Genomic DNA, 16625 nt, shown 5'->3' with positions numbered 1-16625 from the left:
GCGATCCGCTGGCTTCGAAGCTCGTGGATAGCTACCCCTCCACCACCGCACCGCTTCGCGGCGGTTCCCCCCCCTCCGGGGGAGGATTTTTAGGCCATCACATTCCGGCCGCGCGTCACGCTGGCGCTGTACCCCACGCTCGCGCGCGGGGTGCGCGTCGCGATCGTGTCGACGAACAGCCAGTCGTTGGTCGCCTTCTCGGGCGTCAGCGTCAGCGCCATATAGCCGCGGCGGCTGGTGTCGCACCATTTGAGCTCGGGGTTAGCCGCGACCAGCCCCGCCGCGATCGCCCTGGGATCGGCGGCGAGCGAATCCTCATAGCCGGGCGAGGTCACCGAATGGCCGGCGAACTCGACGCCCGCGGGCTTGCCGTCCTGGCCGAGGTCGAACGCCCAGGCATTGTGGCTGTCGCCGCAGATCACCAGCAGGTTCGCGCCTGCCGCCTGCGCCGCCTTGAGGAACCGCGCGCGCGCCGCGGGATAGCCGCCCCAGCTGTCGTAGTTGAGCGGCAGGCCGAGCTTGCCCGAGATCACGCCGGCCTTGGCGATCATCCGCGCCTTGCGGCCCGCGTCCGGCGCGAGCCAGCTCTCCGTCGCGGGCGGGGCGACGAGATTGCCCATGATCGTGCCGAAGCCCGCGACCTGCCAATGCTGCCCCGCCCTGACCGACGCGCGCATCGCCTGGGCGAGCCACGCCTCCTGTTCGGTGCCGAGCATCGTCGCCGCGGGCGACTGCCAGGCGCCGTCGCGGAAGTTGGTGAGCGCCTTGATCGGATCGGCCTCGAAGAAGAACGCGCCGATGTCGGGCTGGCGCGTGCGGTAGAGCAGCCGGCTCTCGGTACGGAACAGCGTCGCGAGGGCGCCGATCGCATAGCTGCCCCATGGCGCCTCGGAGACCGGCATCCATTCGCGCCAGGCCTGGATCGCCGCGGCCTTGCGCATGTCCCAGTCGCCTTCGTCCGCCTGGTGGTTCTCGGCGCCGCCCTCCCAGCTGTCGTTGGCGGTCTCATGATCGTCCCATTGGACGATGCAGGGCTTGGCGGCGTGGAGCTCCTGGAGATCGGGATCCGAGCGATAGCTGGCGTAGCGCAGGCGATAGTCGGCGAGCGCGAGGCATTCGTGGAGGGGCTGCGGCACCCGCGCGGCGATCGCCTGTTCGTCCGTGGGATAGTCGCCGGGCTTGTACTCGTAATAATAGTCGCCGAGGTGGACCCAGAGGTCGAGGTCCTCGCGCGCGGCGGCGTGGCCGTAAGCGTTGAACCAGCCGAACCCCATGTTCGAGCAGGAGAAGATGCCGATGCCGAAGCGACGCGTCGGGCCGACGGGCAGCGTCTTGGTGCGGCCCACCGGCGACATCGTCCCGTCGGGCGCGACGAAGCGGTAGAAATAGCGCGTGCCGGGCTTGAGGCCGGTCGCGACGATCTTGGCGGTATGGTCGCGCCAGGGGCCGGTTACCTGCTCGCCGCCGCCGGCGATCCGCACGAAGTCGGCTGTCTCCGAAATCTCCGCGCGCAGCTTCGCCGGGCCGCCGTTCGCGGGGACGTAGCGCGTCCAGAGCAGCATCGAATCGGCGGCCGGCTCGCCGCTCGCGACCGAATGGGTAAAGCCGGTCAGCGCCGCGACGCTCTGCGCATAGGCGAAGCCCGGGAGCAGGAACGCGCCCGTCCCCAGCGTGCCGGTGACGAGGAACGAACGGCGATCGATACGCAATGTCATGGCACGGCCCTCCCACGGAACACCACAGCCCTGCGCTCGCCATATGGCGCGTTCGTGACAGCCTGAGCCGAGGCCGCTAAGCCGCCGCGATGCTCGACCGTGTCGCCCGCCTCCCCGCCTGGCTGATCCTGCTCCTCGTCGCGATCGTCGCGCGCTCAGTGACCTTCGGCAACCCCGTCGTGCACGTCGACGAGGAATTCTATTTCGTGACCGCGCGATCGATGCTCGAGGGCGCGCTGCCCTACGTCGACGTGTGGGACCGCAAGCCGATCGGGCTGTTCCTGCTCTACACCCCCGCCGCCGCGCTCGGCATGCCGCTCGGCATCTGGGGCTATCAGGCGATAGCGCTGGCCGCGGTCGTCGGCACCGCGCTGCTGGTCGTCCGGCTGTGCGAGCGCGCCGGCTGGAGCCGGGGCGCGCTTCCCGCCGCGATCGCCTACATCCTGTGGCTCAACTTCCTCGATGGCCAGGGCGGCCAGGCGCCGGTCTTCTACAATTTGCTGATGACCGCCGCCGCGGCGATGCTCGCGCCGCGGCCCGGCGACCGCGCCAACCCCGCTCGGCGCTTCCGCCTGGGCTTGAGCGCGCTCGCGCTGGTGGGCCTGAGCCTGCAGATCAAATATTCGGTGGTGTTCGAGGGGCTGTTCTTCGGCCTTTGGTGGATGTGGCGCGAGTTCAAGCTGGGGCGCGGCGTGCCCGCGATCCTGGTGCGCGCCACCGCCCTAGCCGCCGCCGCCGCGCTGCCGACGCTCGCCGCCTGGGGCTATTACGCCGCGATCGGGCATGGCGCCGACTGGGTCTATGCCAACTTCACTTCGATCGGCGAGCGTCGGCCCGATCCGTTGCTCGAACAGCTCGGCAACCTCGCGAAGATCGTGCTGATCGCCTCGCCGCTGTTCGCGCTCGCCGCGATGGCGTGGCGGCAGCGCGGGCAGGGGCGCGAGCGCGCGGTGCAGAGCTGGCTCTTCGCCTGGGCCGGCGCCGCGCTCGCCGGGCTGCTCGCGTTCGGCAGCTGGTTCGAACATTATGCGCTGCCGGTGATCGCGCCGCTCGCCTGCTGCGCCGCAGGCTTTCTGAGCCAGCACCACCACCGCCGCCGGGCGGCGACGCTGCTGCTCGCCTGGGGCCTGGTGGGCGGCATCGGCACGCTGCTGGTCAAGCGGCAGATCCGCGGCGACGCCGCGCAATTCACGGCGGCGGCGGCGACGGTCGGCAAGGGGCCGGGCTGTCTCTACGTCTATTCGGGCACCAGCATGCTCTATGCGGCGAGCGAGCGCTGCCGGCTGTCGCGCTACGTCTTCCCGAGCCACCTCGGCCGCCAGCGCGAGCAAGGCGCGATCGGGGTCGACCAGCAAGCCGAGATCGAGCGGATCCTGGCGCTGGATCCCGCGGTGGTGGTGATCCGCAAGCCCTATATCGGCGAGCGCCAGGACCTGCGCGCGCTGGTGATGCGGCGGATGGATGCTGCCTATCGCCTGCAGGCGACGGTGCCGATGGGGAACGACCGGCTCAGCGTCTACCGGAGGAAATGACGCGGTAGCGGCGGGTACGCCCGGCGCGCGCGTCGAGCATTTCCTGGTAGCAGTCGACCAGCGCCTCGGCATGGTCGCGGTCGGTGCGGACCTTGCTCGCGGCATGGACCGCGGCGGCGCGCAGGATCGCGGGCTCGCGCGCGAACATCCGGCGGATCGCGTCCGCCGCCGAGCGCGGGTCGCGCGCGCGGTATTTCTCGGCGAACAGCGGGTCGGCGATGTGCGAAAGCCCGCCGGTATCGGGCACGATCAGCGGCAGGCCCGACGCGATCGCCTCGGAGCCGACCAGCCCGAACGGCTCGGCGTCCGAACCGTGGATCAGCGCGTCGCAGCTCGCCATGATCCGCGAGAGCTGGATCCGGTCGTAGACGGGGCGGAACATGCGGACATGCGGGCTGTCCGCGACGCGCTTCTCGATGCGGCGGCGGTGGATGCCGTCGCCGATCAGCAGCAGGCCGACGGGCAGGTCGGTGCCTGCGGCCTCGGCGGCGTCGATCACCAGCGGCCAGCGCTTCTCGGGATGGTGGCGGCCGAGGCCGAGCAGCAGATGCCCGTCCTTCGGCAGGCCGAGCTGGGCGAGCAGCGTCTCGCGCAGACGCTCGTCGCGCAGCCTGGGCGAGAAATAGCCGGTCTCGATCCCCAGCGGCATCGCCGCATGGACCTTGAGCCCCCGCCGCTCGTGGCGAATCGCCAGCTCGGGGCCGTTGGTGACGAAGGCGTCGAAATATTGGAGGAAGCGGCCCATGTAGCGCGTGTAGAAGCCGAACAGCTGCTCGACCTGGTCGACGCTGGCGAAATCCTCGAGCCATCGCGCGAAATAGGCGCCGATATTGTCGTTGTGGCCGAAATAGACCTTGAGCGCGTTGCCCGGCCATTCGGCGACCGCCCAGGCGGTTCCCCAGGGCGCGCTGGTCTCGACCACGTCGGGCCGGAGCTCGTCGAGCTTGGCGCGGATGCGGGCCTTGTCGATGAACACGCAATAATTGGTGTCGAGCGGCAGCACGGGCGACTTGAGCCAGTGGATCACGCCGCCGCCGGGCCGTTCCTCGACGCCTTCCTCGCGCCCCGCGGCGACGACGACCAGCTCATGGCCCATCTCGGCCATGATCGCCATCTTGCGGTCGAGATAGGTGCGCACGCCCCCGCCGGTGGGGGAATAATATTCGTTGACGTCGACGATCCGCATGGGGCGCCGCCTTGCCGTTACCGCGCGCCAGACGGCGCTTGAGCCGGGACCGTCCGCATCACGCGAGCCGCCGCCACAGGCCGTGCAGGCTGAAGCCCGCGATCAGCACGATGTGCGCGAGCAGGGTCAGCCCGGCGACGAGCGCGAGCAGCTCGGTCACCGCTTCGCCCGAGCCGATCAGCACGATCGCGATCGAGGCGAACATCAGTTCCTTGTTGGGCACGAACGGCAGGCGCGACGTGAGCATGCGCACCGCGGCGAGGAAGATCCAGGTACCCATCGACACGCCGGGAATGGCGAAATGCCAGGCGAAGGCGACCGACAGCGTCACGACCGAGAGCCGGGTCATGTGCATGCCGTAGACCCACCATAATTGAGTCTTCGACAGCGAGAAGACGCGCCGCGAGAAGAGCAGGAAGGGCACGCACATCGCGATCATCACCGCCGCCGAGATGGCGATGGTGGTGGGGTTGACCTCTTCCTGGTGGATCGTCGCGGCGAAGGGCGCGACGAGCAGGATCAGCGCGAGCGTGAAGGTGTTGCCGGCGATCGCCGACTGGATCATCACGTCCTTCACCGCGCCGAACGGCGCCGCGACCATCTGGGTGCGCTGGCGCGCCCAGGCGTAGAAATAGGCCTCGCCCGAATAGCCGAGCAGCACTTCGTTCGCGATGCGCTTCTTGTGGAGCGCCGCCATGCCGGCGAGCGGGATGCCCCAGAGCCGCCGGAAGATCAGATAGTCGAAGGTCGGCGGTGCGAGATAATAGCTCGCGAAGGCGAGGTAGAAGAGCGGGTTCGACGGGATGGTGCGGCTGAGCCCCGCGAGGCCCGCGTTGAACAGCTCGTGCCCGAGCGCGACGATCATCAGCAGCGTCAGAGCACCGCCAAGGAACATCGGCCAGCGATTGCGAATCCGCTCGATCGGCTCGAGGCCCGCGAGATCAGCGGCACCGGGTACCGGCGCCTGCGCTATACTGCTATCCACTCGAGGTCTGACTCCGGGCCCGCAACCTACGCATTCGCATCCGTTTGTTTCCAGATCGTTTCACCGAGTGTCACTACGCCGGGGGACGCGAAACGTTTCGATGCTTGGGCTTCTGGGTCCGGATTGCGGTTTATTCGGGCGGCGATTTGGGCTTAAGCGTGGCAATAAGCAAGACCCCATGTTGCAGCGCACACAACCCGCAGCGGCCCATCTGCTGGGCTTTGCCCAGTCCCTGCGCGGCGGGGGCGTCGAGCGCGTGCTGCTGCGGCTGGCCGGGGACTGGCAGGCGGCGGGATCCCGGATGACGCTGGTGATCGGCAGCTGCGAGGGACCGCTCGCCGCCGAGCTGCCGCCGGGCGTGGCGGTGCGCGAGATCGGCGACGCGGGCTATGGCGTGCTCAGGGCGCGGCTGCCGGGGCTGGTGCGCGAGATCGGCCCCGACGCGATCTTCTGCCCGGGCAACCATTATACCGGCATCGCCGCCTGGTGCCGGCTGCGGCTGGGCCAGGCGTGCCCGCCGATCGTCGCCAAGGTCTCGAACGCATTGGTGCGGCCCGACATGGGCGGGCTCGAGGCCTGGGGCTATCGGCGCTGGCTGAGGCTCCATCCGCGCTTCCTCGACGCGGTGGTGGCGATGACCCCGGGGATGGCGGCCGAAGCGGTGCGCGAGATGCGGATCGATCCGGCGCGGGTGCGCGTCATCGCCAATCCGGCGCCGCGGGCGCGAGCCGGCGCTTCGGTCGAGGGTATGCCGGCAGCGCGCTACCTGATCGGCGTCGGGCGGCTCGAGCCGCAGAAGCGCTGGGAGCGCGCGATCGCGGCGCTGGCGCGGCTCGCCGATCGCGACGTGCGGCTGGTGATCCTCGGCGAGGGCAGCCAGCGCGGCGCGCTCGAGGCGCAGGTCGCGGCGCTCGGGCTCGGCGAGCGCGTGCTGCTGCCCGGCTATGCCGCCGACCCGCTGCCCGCGATCGCGGGGGCCGCGCTGGTGGTGCTGACTTCGGACTTCGAAGGCGTGCCCGGCGTGGTGCGCGAGGCGCTGTCGGTCGGCACGCCGGTGGTGGCGACCGACGCCGGCGCGGTGCGCGAGCTGATCGCCTCGCCTGCACAGGGGACGGTGGTGGCGCGCGAGGACGGCGACGCGCTGGTCGCGGCGATCGAGGCGTGGCTCGCGCCCGGAGCGGTGCGGCCCGCGCCGGTGGAGGCGGGGGACGATCCCGCGGCGGCGTATCTCGCGCTGTTCGAGTCGCTGGTTCAGCGCAGCCGGTAGCGCAGCCCCAACCACAGCGTGCGCGGCGTCGCGCGCTCGATCGTGCCGGGTCCGCTGATGCCCGCCTCGACTCGCGCGTCGAAGAGGTTCTCGCCGCGCGCCTCCACGGCGAAGTCGCGGCCGAGCGGCGCGCTCGCCACCGCTTCCACTGTCACTGCCGAAGCCAGCCGCCGGCTGTTGAGGTCGTCCTCATATTGCGGGGCGACGTAGCGGCCGGTGACCGCGGCACGCCAGTCGCCATGCCGCCAGCCCAGGCTCGCCGAGCCGCTCATCCGCGCGGTCTGGGCCGGCTGCAGCCCCTCGAGCGGCGCCGCGACACCCGCCGCATGGACGCGCGCATCGGTGAGCGCCCAGGAGAGCTGCGCGGCGAAGTCGCCCTCGGTCAGCCGCGCGTCGGTCTCGATCCCGTGCACCTCGATCGCGCCGAGGTTCTGGCGCTGGCGGTAGAAGCCCGCCGCCGAGACGAAACCCACCCCTGGGAAGGTCCCCGGCCCTTTGGCGAGGGTGACGTTGGCGATCGCATCGCCGAGGCGGTTCCAATAGCCGGTGACGCGAAGCGACAGCGCATGGCCGGCGGCAAAGTCGAGTCCCGCCTCGGCGCCCCACAGTCGTTCGGGCGAAAGCCCAGGGTTGGCGGCGGTCGCGTCGGCGCCGGCGCGGAACGGGCGGTACAGCTCGTTGAGCGTCGGCAGCCGCCACCCGCGATAGCCCGCCGCGCGCAGCCCGAAGCCGCCGCCGAGCTTGACTGCCGCGCCGACCCGGCCGCTGCCTTCCCAGCCGCCCCGATCGGCGAAGGCGAGGTCGGTGACCGCCGGTCCGCCGGCCAGCGGCCGCTCGATCAGCCGGCCGGCGGTGAGGCTCCAATGGTCGATCCGACCACCGGCATCGAGCGTGATTCGTCCCAATTCGAGACTGAGGTCGGCAAAACTGCCGGCGGTGAAGCTCCGTCCGCCCGCCTCGCGCCGGCGAGTCGGCAGGCCGGCGACATAAGTGAACAGCTCCTGCGTCTCGCCCGACACGCGCCGGACATCGGCGCCGAGTCGCAGCGTCGCGTTCGCGCCGACCGGCGGCTGGAGCTCGACTCGCCCGCCGATCCCCGTGGCGGGCACGCTGTACTGGTCGAGCGAGGGCGTGACGGTGGTGCGCGCATCGTTGACGCTGGCGAAGCCGCTCGCGAAGGCGCGCGTCTGGAGATAGGCGAGCGCCGACCAGCTCCACCGGCCGCGCCCGACGAGGCGCAAGCTCGCGTCGGCGCCGTCGGACTTGATCGCCGTGAAGTCCACCCCGCGGTCGCGCCGGTCGCGGAAGCCCGAGGCATTGGCCTGGAGCTCGGCGCCGCCCAGGTCGATCACCCCGCGCAGCGCGAGGCTCGCCTGCTCGTACGGCGCGGCGCGATCGACGGGGCCGCGGTCTTCGGCAATGATCGGCACGAAGCCGCCGCCGCGGGCATAGCTGGCGGCGAGCGTCGCGAAGCCGGGGCCGCCCTCGGCGCTGGCGACGGCGAAGGCGTCGACGCTGTCGCGGCTGCCATAGTCGACGCCGAGCCCGAGCCGGCCGAGGTCGTCAGGGCCGCCGCTGGTCAGCTCGATCGTGCCGGCGAGCGCGCCCGGCCCGGCATAGCCGCTGCCCCCGCCGCGGGTGACGCGCGCCTCGGCGAGCCGCTCGGGGAGATAGGCCGGGAAGGCGACCCAGCCGCCGAACGGGTCGGCCTGGGGCACGCCGTCGAGCAGCAGCAGCGCGCGACTCGACGCGTTGCCGCCGAGGCCGCGCAAGGTGATCCCCTGGCTGGTCGGATGCGCCGAGCGCGAGTCGGAGCGGCGGAAGGCGGCGAGCCCGGCGACGTCGGCGAGCGCATCCTCGAGGCTCTCGGCATCGGTGAGCCGATCGGCCCCGAGCGTCGCGACGGCATAAGCGGCATCCCCCGGCGGCGCGGAGAGCCCGCGGCCGGTGACGACGATCTCGTCGGAGCCGGCGGGTTCGGGCGAAGTCGGTTCGGATTGGGCGAAGGCAGGAGTGGCGATCAGCAGCGCGGCGGCGGCGGCGAGCCGCTTCACGGCGCTACTCGATCGGGATGCGCGGCCTGGAAGGCGGGAAGCTCCGCGCAAGCCGCTTCCGCCCGCAGCAGCTTGGGATAGCCCTCCAGCGGCGCTCCGACGCGGCGGGCGTTGAACAGCTGCGGCACCAGGCACACGTCCGACAGGTCGGGCGCATCGCCCCCCAGGAACGGCCCCTCGCCGGCAAGCCGCTCCAGCGCGCCGAGCCCCTCGCCGATCCAGTGCTGCGACCACAGGGTCCGCTTCTCCTCCGGCACCTCGAGCTCGTGCGCGAGCCAGCGCATCACGCGGAGGTTGTTCACCGGATGCACGTCCGCGGCGATCACCAGCGCGCGCGCCAGCGTCGCGGCGCGCGCATCGGTATCGAGGGCAAGCAGCTTCGGCTCGGGGAAGCGCGCGTCGAGCCAGTCGATGATCGCGAGGCTCTGGGTGAGCACCCTGCCCTCGACTTCGAGCGCCGGCACCAGCCCCTGCGGATTGCGCGCGAGATGCTCAGGCGCGTTCTGCTGGCGCTCGAGCAGCAGCACTTCGCGCCGCTCATAGGCCACGCCCTTCAGGTTGAGCGCGATCCTGACCCGATAGCCGGCGGAGGAGCGGAAATAATCGTGGAGGATCATGGCTGGGCGTCCGGGGCCTGGCCGGTGCCGCTCTCCGCGTCCGGCGGGGCGGGCACGGCGACGGGGTCGTCGGGATGGCGGCGCCAGCGGCGCTTGCCCACGCCGGCCTTGGCGGCGAGCTCGGACTCGCGCTCGAGCGCGACCTTGATCATCGCCACCATCGGATCGGCGAGCGCGAGCCCGATCACGCCGAACAAGGTGCTCGCGAGGATCTGCGAGGAGAGGGTAAGCGCCGGCGGCATGTCGACGGTGCGCTTGGCGACGAGTGGGATGACGACATAGCCGTCGAAATTCTGCACGCCGAAATAGATGATGATCGCCCAGATCCCCTGCTCGTGCCCCGCGGAGAAGCCCACCGCGACCATCAGCACGCCGCTCACGAAGGCGCCGATATTGGGGATGAAGGCGAGGATACCGGTGATCAGCCCCAGCACCAGCGCCATCGGCACGCCGGCCATGCTGAGGAAGAACCAGATCAGGATGCCCTCGACGAGCATGCCGAGCAGCCGCCCGGCGAGCAGCATCCGCATCGTCCGCGCCATCCGCCCGAGCGTCACCGCGAACTCGTCGCGCGCGCCCAGGGGCACCATCCATTGCAGGCCCCGTTCGTAGAGCCGCGGCTCCATCGCGACGAACAGCCCGATCACCACCACCATGATCAGGCTCGCGACCGTGCCGACCACCGAGCCGACCGCCGAGGTCAGCCGCCCGATCGAGCCCAGCCCCTGCTGGAGCAGCCCCGCTAGCCCGCTGCGATCGGGCATCAGGCCGAGGCTCGAGGCATAGTTGATCAGCTGGTTGGCCTGCGCCTCGAGGGTGGCGCGCAGCTGCTCGAACTGCGCGGCGATCTGGACGCCGGTGAGGTAGAAGGTCCCGCCGATGAAGGCGATCACCAGCAGCACGACCATCAGCAGCCGCACGCCGCGCGGCAGGAAGGGCAGCGCCCGGCCGAGCAGCCGCGCGCCGCCGTCGAGCATCGACGCGAAGACGAGGCCCGCGAAGATGATCAGCAGCGGCTGGATCAGCAGCACGATCAGCGCGACGCCGATGCCGAGCCCGAACCACACCGACGCGCGGCGCAGCTCGGCGCGCATCACGGGATCGCGGAGCTCATTGGGTCCCGGCTCCTGGACGACCGAGACCTCGTCGCTCATCGCGCGGCCCCGGGCTTGTCCTCGCGCGCCGGATGGAGCGACAGGCCCGCGCGGCCCGGGCGGAACGAGCCGAACCAGGTCAGCGGGTTCCAGGTCGCGCTGCCGTCGAGCGAAAAGGTGGTGAACTCGGCGCGGCCACCGAGATTCTCCCAGGGCACCGGCCCGCCGAGCCCGTTGAGCGCGGTCGAGAAGCGGCTGTCGGCGCTGTTGTCACGATTGTCGCCCATCAGGAAGACATGGTCCTTGGGCACGCGGATTTCGGCGTAGTCGTCGCCCGGCGACCAGCCGCGGTCGACGGTGTCATAGGCGCGGCCGTTGGGCAGCGTCTCGCGGTAGATCGGCAGGCGGCAATAGGGCTTGCCGTCGTCGCCCTGGGTGCGCAGGCCCGGATATTCCTCGTCCTTGCACTGGGTGTTGGCGTCGATCGGCACCATCCGATCGGGCATGCGCACCCGCGGCACCGGCGCGCCGTTGAGGAAGACGATCCCGCCATGCACCGCGATCCGGTCGCCCGGCAGCGCGATCACGCGCTTGATGTAATCGGTCCCCGATCCGGGCGGCGTGACGATCACCACGTCTCCGCGCTCGGGTAGCCGCCCGAACAGCCGGCCGTGGATGAAGGGCAGTATGTGGAAGGTCGGCGAGACGAACGAATAGCCGTAGGGATATTTGGTCACCACCAGCCGGTCGCCGATCTCGAGGCCAGGAAGCATCGATTCGCTCGGGATGTAGAAGGGCTTGGCGACGAAGCTGTGGAAGCCGAGCACGGCGAGGACGAGCCAGAAGATGCCGCGCGCCTCGGCCCACCAGTCGGTGCGCCGTCCGGCCACGCCGTCGACGGGCGCGTCTGCCGATGCTGCCTGTTCCTCGTTCAACGCCAGCTCGTTCCCGCTCATCAACGCTCCGTCCCGCCGTCCGGCCCAGCCTCTATCGGCACTGCCTCGATCATCACCACGGCCATCGCCCAGGGATGATCGTCGGTCAGCGTCAGGTGCACCTTGGCGACGTGGCCCTCGGGCACCAAGGCGTCAAGCCTCGCCTTCGCGCCGCCGGTCAATGCCAGCGTGGGCGCGCCCGAAGGTGCGTTGACCACGCCGATGTCCTTCATGAACACCCCGGCCTTGAACCCCGTTCCCACCGCCTTGGAATAGGCTTCCTTGGCAGCAAAACGTTTCGCGAGCGTTGCGGCGTAGTTGTGCGGCCGGCGCTTCGCCTTGGCGAGCTCGAGATCGGTGAAGACGCGCACCTCGAACCGTTCGCCGAAGCGATCGAGCGAATTCTGGATCCGCTCGATGTTGCAGAGGTCCGAGCCCAGGCCGACGATCATGCCTTCGCCTTCCGCGCCGCGCGCGCCTCGATCTCGGGGATGCCGTTCGCCGCCTGCTCGGCGAGCAGCGTGTCGCGGAGGCGCGTAAGCACTTCGCCCAGCCAATTGGTACCGCGCCACTTGGTCCGGTCGCGCGCGTCGGGGTCGTCCTCTGCCATGCCGATCCCCCAGATCGCGTCGAGCGGGCTCGCCTCGACCAATGTTGTGCCCTCGGTGCGCAGCAGCAGCTGAAGCAGGTCACGATGCTGGGTGAACTTGGCGCGGCTGCCGACAAGGACGATGTCGCGCGCCGTGGCGTTCCAGCGCTCGCCGTCGAACCCGCGTACCCGCCTGCCGAGCGCCTTCTGGTCGCGCGGCTCCTCGGCGGCGAGGATGCGCGCGAGCATCTCCTCGTCGCCGAACAGCCGCGCCTTGCCTGCCATCATATATTGCTCGGCGGTGTTGTAGAGCACGCCGTCGAGCTGGAAGGGGCTGCGGTGCCACTGCGAGAAGGGGCCGCTCCAGAAGAAGGTGAAGCGCTCGGCGTTCACCCGCGCGCCTCGTCCATCAGCGCGCGCATCCGCTTCACCACGGGGGCGAGGCCGTCGAAGATCGCTTCGCCGATCAGGAAATGGCCGATGTTAAGCTCGGCGAACTGCGGGATCGCCGCGATGGGAACGACGTTGTCGAAGGTGAGGCCATGCCCGGCATGCGGCTCGAGCCCCGCCTTCACGGCAAGCGCGGCGGCATCGGCGATGCGCTTCAGTTCCTCGGCACGGCCGCTCTCGGGCAGCTCGCAATAGCGGCCGGTGTGGACTTCGATCACCGGCGCCCGGAGCCGCAGCGCCGCGTCGATCTGGCGCTCGTCGGGCTCGATGAACAGCGACACGCGGCAGCCCGCGTCGAGCAGCCGCGCCACCATCGGCGCCAGGTGGTTGTGCTGCCCCGCGGCGTCGAGCCCGCCCTCGGTGGTGCGCTCCTCGCGCTTTTCGGGGACGATGCACACCGCATGCGGACGGTGACGCAGCGCGATGCCGAGCATCTCCTCGGTCGCCGCCATCTCGAGGTTGAGCGGGACGGTCAGCTCGGCCGAGAGCCGCGCGATGTCCTCGTCGGTGATGTGGCGCCGGTCTTCGCGGAGATGCGCGGTGATGCCGTCGGCGCCCGCCTCGGCCGCGAGCAGCGCCGCGCGAACGGGATCGGGATAGCCCGAGCCGCGCGCGTTCCGCACGGTCGCGACATGGTCGATGTTGACCCCGAGGCGGAGCTTGGCGGTCACGCCGGCACGCGGCTCCCGGGCTTGATCGCAGGAATCGCCGCGAGCTCGGGCGGAAGCTGGTCGGCGGGATAGGCGGGGACGTCGAGCTTCAGGAGCGAGACCAGCGGCACGCCGATATCGGCCTTGCCGTTCGAGCGGTCGACGATGCAGGCGGCGCCGAGCAGGGTGCCGGGGAACTTCCGGATCGCCGCGATGCACTCGCGCGACGAGAGTCCGGTGGTGACGATGTCCTCGACCATCACGAGTCGCGCGCCTGTCGGAATCTCGAAGCCGCGGCGCAGCTGAAACTCCCCCTCCTCGCGCTCGACGAACACGGCCTTGCAGCCGAGCGCGCGTGCGGTCTCATAGCCGGGGATGATTCCGCCGATCGCGGGCGAGACGACAAGGTCGACTTCGCCGAACGCCTCGCGGATCGCGTCGCCCAGCGCGCCGCAGACGCGCGCGGTGCGGACCGGATCCTCGAAGATTCGCATCTTCTGCAGGAACACCGGCGATCGCAGCCCCGAGGAGAGGATGAAATGCCCCTCCAGCAGCGCGCCGGCGTCGCGGAACTCGTCCAGAATTTGCTCGCCCGTCACGCGCTCTGCTCCCTTGTCCCGGCCGGCGCTCATCTAGGCGCGGCTTGCCCGGGCCGCAACCGCCGGTCAAAAAGGGGTTGAGAAGCGGCTTGAGCGTCGTATAGGCCGCAGCGACCATCTGAAATCCTGCCCGCATCCGGCGCTTTCGAAACGGGGTGAAAAACGAAGATGCGCATCCTTGGGTTGACTTCGATTCTCATGGCGGCGGGGCTGGCGTTGAGCATGCCCGCGCAGGCCCAGAACGCGGCACCGCCGCCCGCTCCCGCACCGGCCGTGGAGGCGCCTGCCGCCGTTACCGGCGCGGCAACGCCGGCCAAGCCCGCGGATCCGACACTCAATGCCGACGGCACGCCCAAGACGGCGCCGGTCGCGCACATCGGCCAGCCGACCGAAGGCTGGATCGGGCTGCAGCACCAGGTGACGCGCACCGGCGAGGAAGCGCTGTCGTTCCACGACCATATCCTCTTCCCGCTGATCACGGTCATCTCGCTGTTCGTCCTCGGGCTGCTGATCTGGGTGATGTTCCGCTATCGCCGCGCCGCGCAGGCCGAGCCGAGCAAGACCGCGCACAACACGGTGCTCGAGATCGTCTGGACGCTGCTGCCGGTGCTGATCCTGGCGTTCGTCGCGCTCTTCTCGATCAAGCTGCTCGCGCACCAGTTCACGCCGGCGCCGGCCAACGCGATCACGCTGAAGGCGATCGGCAACCAGTGGTTCTGGTCGTACGAATATCCCGACAACGGCGGGATCCAGCTGACCGCGAACATGCTGAAGGAAAAGGACGAGGTGGGCCCCAAGGACCGCTACCGCACCGACGCTGACGGCCCGCGCCTGCTTGCCGCCGACACGCGCGTGGTGCTCCCGGTGGGCGTGCCGATCCGGCTGCTCACCACGGCGAACGACGTGATCCACAGCTGGGCGGTCCCCGCCTTCTGGATCAAGCTCGACGCCGTGCCGGGCAAGACCAACGAGACGACCTTCATCATCGAGAAGCCGGGCGTCTATTTCGGCCAGTGCTCCGAGCTCTGCGGTGCGCGCCACGGCTATATGCCGATCGCGGTCGAAGCGGTGAGCCCGGAAGTCTTCTCCGAGTGGGTGCGTTCGAAGGGCGGAACGATGCCGAGCGACGCCAAGGCCGCCGCCGCGGCGCCGAGCACCCCCGCCGCGGCTCCGGCCGGAAACGCAACCGACGCCGCGCCCGCGGCCACCGGCAACGGACTGTAAGCCATGACCGATACCGCAACCCTCCAGGCGCACGGCCATCTCGACGATGCCCATCATGACGCCGATCACAAGCCGGGCTTCTTCGTCCGCTGGTTCATGTCGACGAACCACAAGGACATCGGCACGCTCTACCTGATCTTCGCGATCATCGCGGGGATCATCGGCGGCACCATCTCGGGCATGATGCGCGTCGAACTGATGACGCCGGGCATCCAGTATCTCGGCGCATGGTACGAGTTCTTCCACGGCAAGGGCACGATGGACCAGGCGCGCGAGTTCTGGAACGTGCTGATCACCGCGCACGGCCTCATCATGGTGTTCTTCATGGTGATGCCGGCGATGATCGGCGGCTTCGGCAACTGGTTCGTGCCGATCATGATCGGAGCGCCGGACATGGCGTTCCCGCGCATGAACAACATCTCCTTCTGGCTGCTGATCCCGTCGTTCACGCTGCTGCTCGCCTCGCCCTTCTTCGGCGAGGGCGCGGGCACCGGCTGGACGGTCTATGCGCCGCTGTCGACCAAGGGCTCGCCCGGGCCGGCGGTCGACATGGCGATCCTCTCGCTCCACCTCGCGGGCGCGAGCTCGATCCTCGGCGCGATCAACTTCATCACCACGATCTTCAACATGCGCGCGCCGGGCATGACGCTGCACAAGATGCCGCTGTTCGTCTGGTCGGTGCTGGTGACCGCGTTCCTGCTGTTGCTGGCGCTGCCGGTGCTCGCCGCGGCGATCACGATGCTGCTCACCGACCGCAACTTCCACACCGCCTTCTACGACCCCGACTACGGCGGCGACCCGATCCTCTACCAGCACCTTTTCTGGTTCTTCGGCCACCCCGAGGTGTACATCATGATCCTGCCGGGCTTCGGCATGGTCAGCCAGATCGTCGCCACCTTCAGCCGCAAGCCGGTGTTCGGCTATCTCGGCATGGCCTATGCCATGGTGATGATCGGCGTGATCGGCTTCGTGGTGTGGGCGCACCACATGTTCACCACCGGCATGAGCGTGAGCGTGAAGATGTACTTCACGCTGGCGACGATGGTGATCGCGGTGCCCACCGGCATCAAGATCTTCTCGTGGATCGCGACGATGTGGGGCGGCAGCCTGACCTTCAAGACGCCGATGGTCTGGGCGCTGGGCTTCATCTTCATGTTCACCGTCGGCGGCGTGACCGGCGTCGTGCTCGCCAACGGCGGCATCGACGACTACATGCAGGACACCTATTACGTCGTGGCGCACTTCCACTATGTGCTGTCGCTGGGCGCGGTGTTCTCGCTGTTCGCGGGCTTCTATTACTGGTTCCCGAAGATGTCGGGGCGGATGTACAGCGAGCTCCTCGGCCAGCTGCACTTCTGGTTCTTCTTCATCGGCGTGAACGTGCTGTTCTTCCCGATGCACTTCCTCGGCGCGCAGGGCCAGCCGCGCCGCATGCCCGACTATACCGACGCCCAGCATTACTGGAACGAGATCGCCACCTACGGCTATTTCATCATGGCCTTCGGCATGCTGATCTTCTTCGTGAACGTGATCTGGTCGCTGGCCGCGGGCCCCAAGGCGCCCGGCAATCCCTGGGGCGAAGGCGCGACCACGCTCGAATGGACCCTGTCGAGCCCGCCGCCCTTCCACCAGTTCGAGACGCTGCCGGTGATCGAGGACCACGGCCACCATTGAGGCCGGCCCTCGAGCCAGACGCACGAAGCGCCCCGGGGGAAACTCCGGGGCGCT

15 protein-coding genes are annotated in these 16625 nt (G+C 69.7%); 4 read left to right on the top strand and 11 right to left on the bottom strand.

The annotated features are described in order from the left end of the window. Positions 1–89: 89 nt before the first annotated feature. Complete coding sequence (locus J7495_RS08955) at positions 90–1715, bottom strand: alkaline phosphatase D family protein (RefSeq protein WP_294056137.1); 1626 nt, start codon at positions 1713–1715, stop codon at positions 90–92. 89 nt (positions 1716–1804) lie between these two features. Between J7495_RS08955 and J7495_RS08950 the strand changes: the two genes are divergently transcribed. Further along, positions 1805–3247: a hypothetical protein gene (locus tag J7495_RS08950; RefSeq protein ID WP_294056136.1), complete on the top strand. Its 1443-nt coding sequence runs from the start codon at positions 1805–1807 to the stop codon at positions 3245–3247. Here J7495_RS08950 and J7495_RS08945 read toward each other — a convergent pair. Beyond that, positions 3225–4433: a glycosyltransferase gene (locus J7495_RS08945; protein WP_294056135.1), complete on the bottom strand. Its 1209-nt coding sequence runs from the start codon at positions 4431–4433 to the stop codon at positions 3225–3227. The genes J7495_RS08950 and J7495_RS08945 overlap by 23 nt on opposite strands. 58 nt (positions 4434–4491) lie before the next feature. Further along, entirely contained in the window at positions 4492–5418 is a 927-nt protein-coding gene (locus J7495_RS08940; protein WP_294056134.1) for a hypothetical protein, read from the bottom strand. A 178-nt stretch (positions 5419–5596) separates the two neighbouring features. Here J7495_RS08940 and J7495_RS08935 point away from each other — a divergent pair, with 178 nt between their 5' ends. After that, positions 5597–6685: a glycosyltransferase gene (locus J7495_RS08935; protein WP_294056133.1), complete on the top strand. Its 1089-nt coding sequence runs from the start codon at positions 5597–5599 to the stop codon at positions 6683–6685. Here J7495_RS08935 and J7495_RS08930 read toward each other — a convergent pair. The 8 genes from J7495_RS08930 to pyrE are packed head-to-tail and all read right to left on the bottom strand — an operon-like array spanning position 6670 to position 13673. Beyond that, positions 6670–8739 carry a TonB-dependent receptor gene (locus tag J7495_RS08930; RefSeq protein ID WP_294056132.1) on the bottom strand — a complete coding sequence of 690 codons (2070 nt, stop codon included), beginning with the start codon at positions 8737–8739 and terminating at the stop codon, positions 6670–6672. The genes J7495_RS08935 and J7495_RS08930 overlap by 16 nt on opposite strands. Further along, positions 8736–9356, bottom strand: a complete 621-nt coding sequence (gene maiA / locus J7495_RS08925) for a maleylacetoacetate isomerase (protein WP_294056131.1) — start codon at positions 9354–9356, stop codon at positions 8736–8738. Before maiA ends, J7495_RS08930 begins: the two co-directional genes overlap by 4 nt. Further along, positions 9353–10510, bottom strand: coding sequence for an AI-2E family transporter (locus J7495_RS08920; protein WP_294056130.1), 1158 nt, complete (start codon positions 10508–10510; stop codon positions 9353–9355). The genes maiA and J7495_RS08920 overlap by 4 nt, the downstream gene beginning before the upstream one ends. After that, positions 10507–11406, bottom strand: coding sequence for a signal peptidase I (lepB, locus tag J7495_RS08915; protein ID WP_294056129.1), 900 nt, complete (start codon positions 11404–11406; stop codon positions 10507–10509). Before lepB ends, J7495_RS08920 begins: the two co-directional genes overlap by 4 nt. After that, entirely contained in the window at positions 11406–11837 is a 432-nt protein-coding gene (gene acpS, locus J7495_RS08910; RefSeq protein ID WP_294056128.1) for a holo-ACP synthase, read from the bottom strand. Before acpS ends, lepB begins: the two co-directional genes overlap by 1 nt. Next, entirely contained in the window at positions 11834–12367 is a 534-nt protein-coding gene (locus tag J7495_RS08905) for an NADAR family protein (RefSeq protein WP_294056127.1), read from the bottom strand. The genes acpS and J7495_RS08905 overlap by 4 nt, the downstream gene beginning before the upstream one ends. After that, positions 12364–13095 carry a pyridoxine 5'-phosphate synthase gene (locus tag J7495_RS08900; protein ID WP_294056126.1) on the bottom strand — a complete coding sequence of 244 codons (732 nt, stop codon included), beginning with the start codon at positions 13093–13095 and terminating at the stop codon, positions 12364–12366. Before J7495_RS08900 ends, J7495_RS08905 begins: the two co-directional genes overlap by 4 nt. After that, the gene (pyrE, locus tag J7495_RS08895; RefSeq protein ID WP_294056298.1) at positions 13092–13673 is read right to left on the bottom strand and encodes an orotate phosphoribosyltransferase; all 582 of its coding nucleotides are present in this window, start codon (positions 13671–13673) and stop codon (positions 13092–13094) included. Before pyrE ends, J7495_RS08900 begins: the two co-directional genes overlap by 4 nt. A gap of 168 nt (positions 13674–13841) precedes the next feature. Here pyrE and coxB point away from each other — a divergent pair, with 168 nt between their 5' ends. After that, positions 13842–14897 carry a cytochrome c oxidase subunit II gene (coxB, locus tag J7495_RS08890; RefSeq protein ID WP_294056125.1) on the top strand — a complete coding sequence of 352 codons (1056 nt, stop codon included), beginning with the start codon at positions 13842–13844 and terminating at the stop codon, positions 14895–14897. 3 nt (positions 14898–14900) lie between these two features. Next, positions 14901–16571: a cytochrome c oxidase subunit I gene (gene ctaD / locus J7495_RS08885; protein WP_294056124.1), complete on the top strand. Its 1671-nt coding sequence runs from the start codon at positions 14901–14903 to the stop codon at positions 16569–16571. Positions 16572–16625: the final 54 nt, after the last annotated feature.

The sequence above is a fragment of the Sphingomonas sp. genome, assembly GCF_017745215.1.
In the GTDB taxonomy this organism is placed as follows: Bacteria; Pseudomonadota; Alphaproteobacteria; order Sphingomonadales; family Sphingomonadaceae; genus Sphingomonas.
This window is presented reverse-complemented; position numbering and strand designations above follow the sequence as displayed.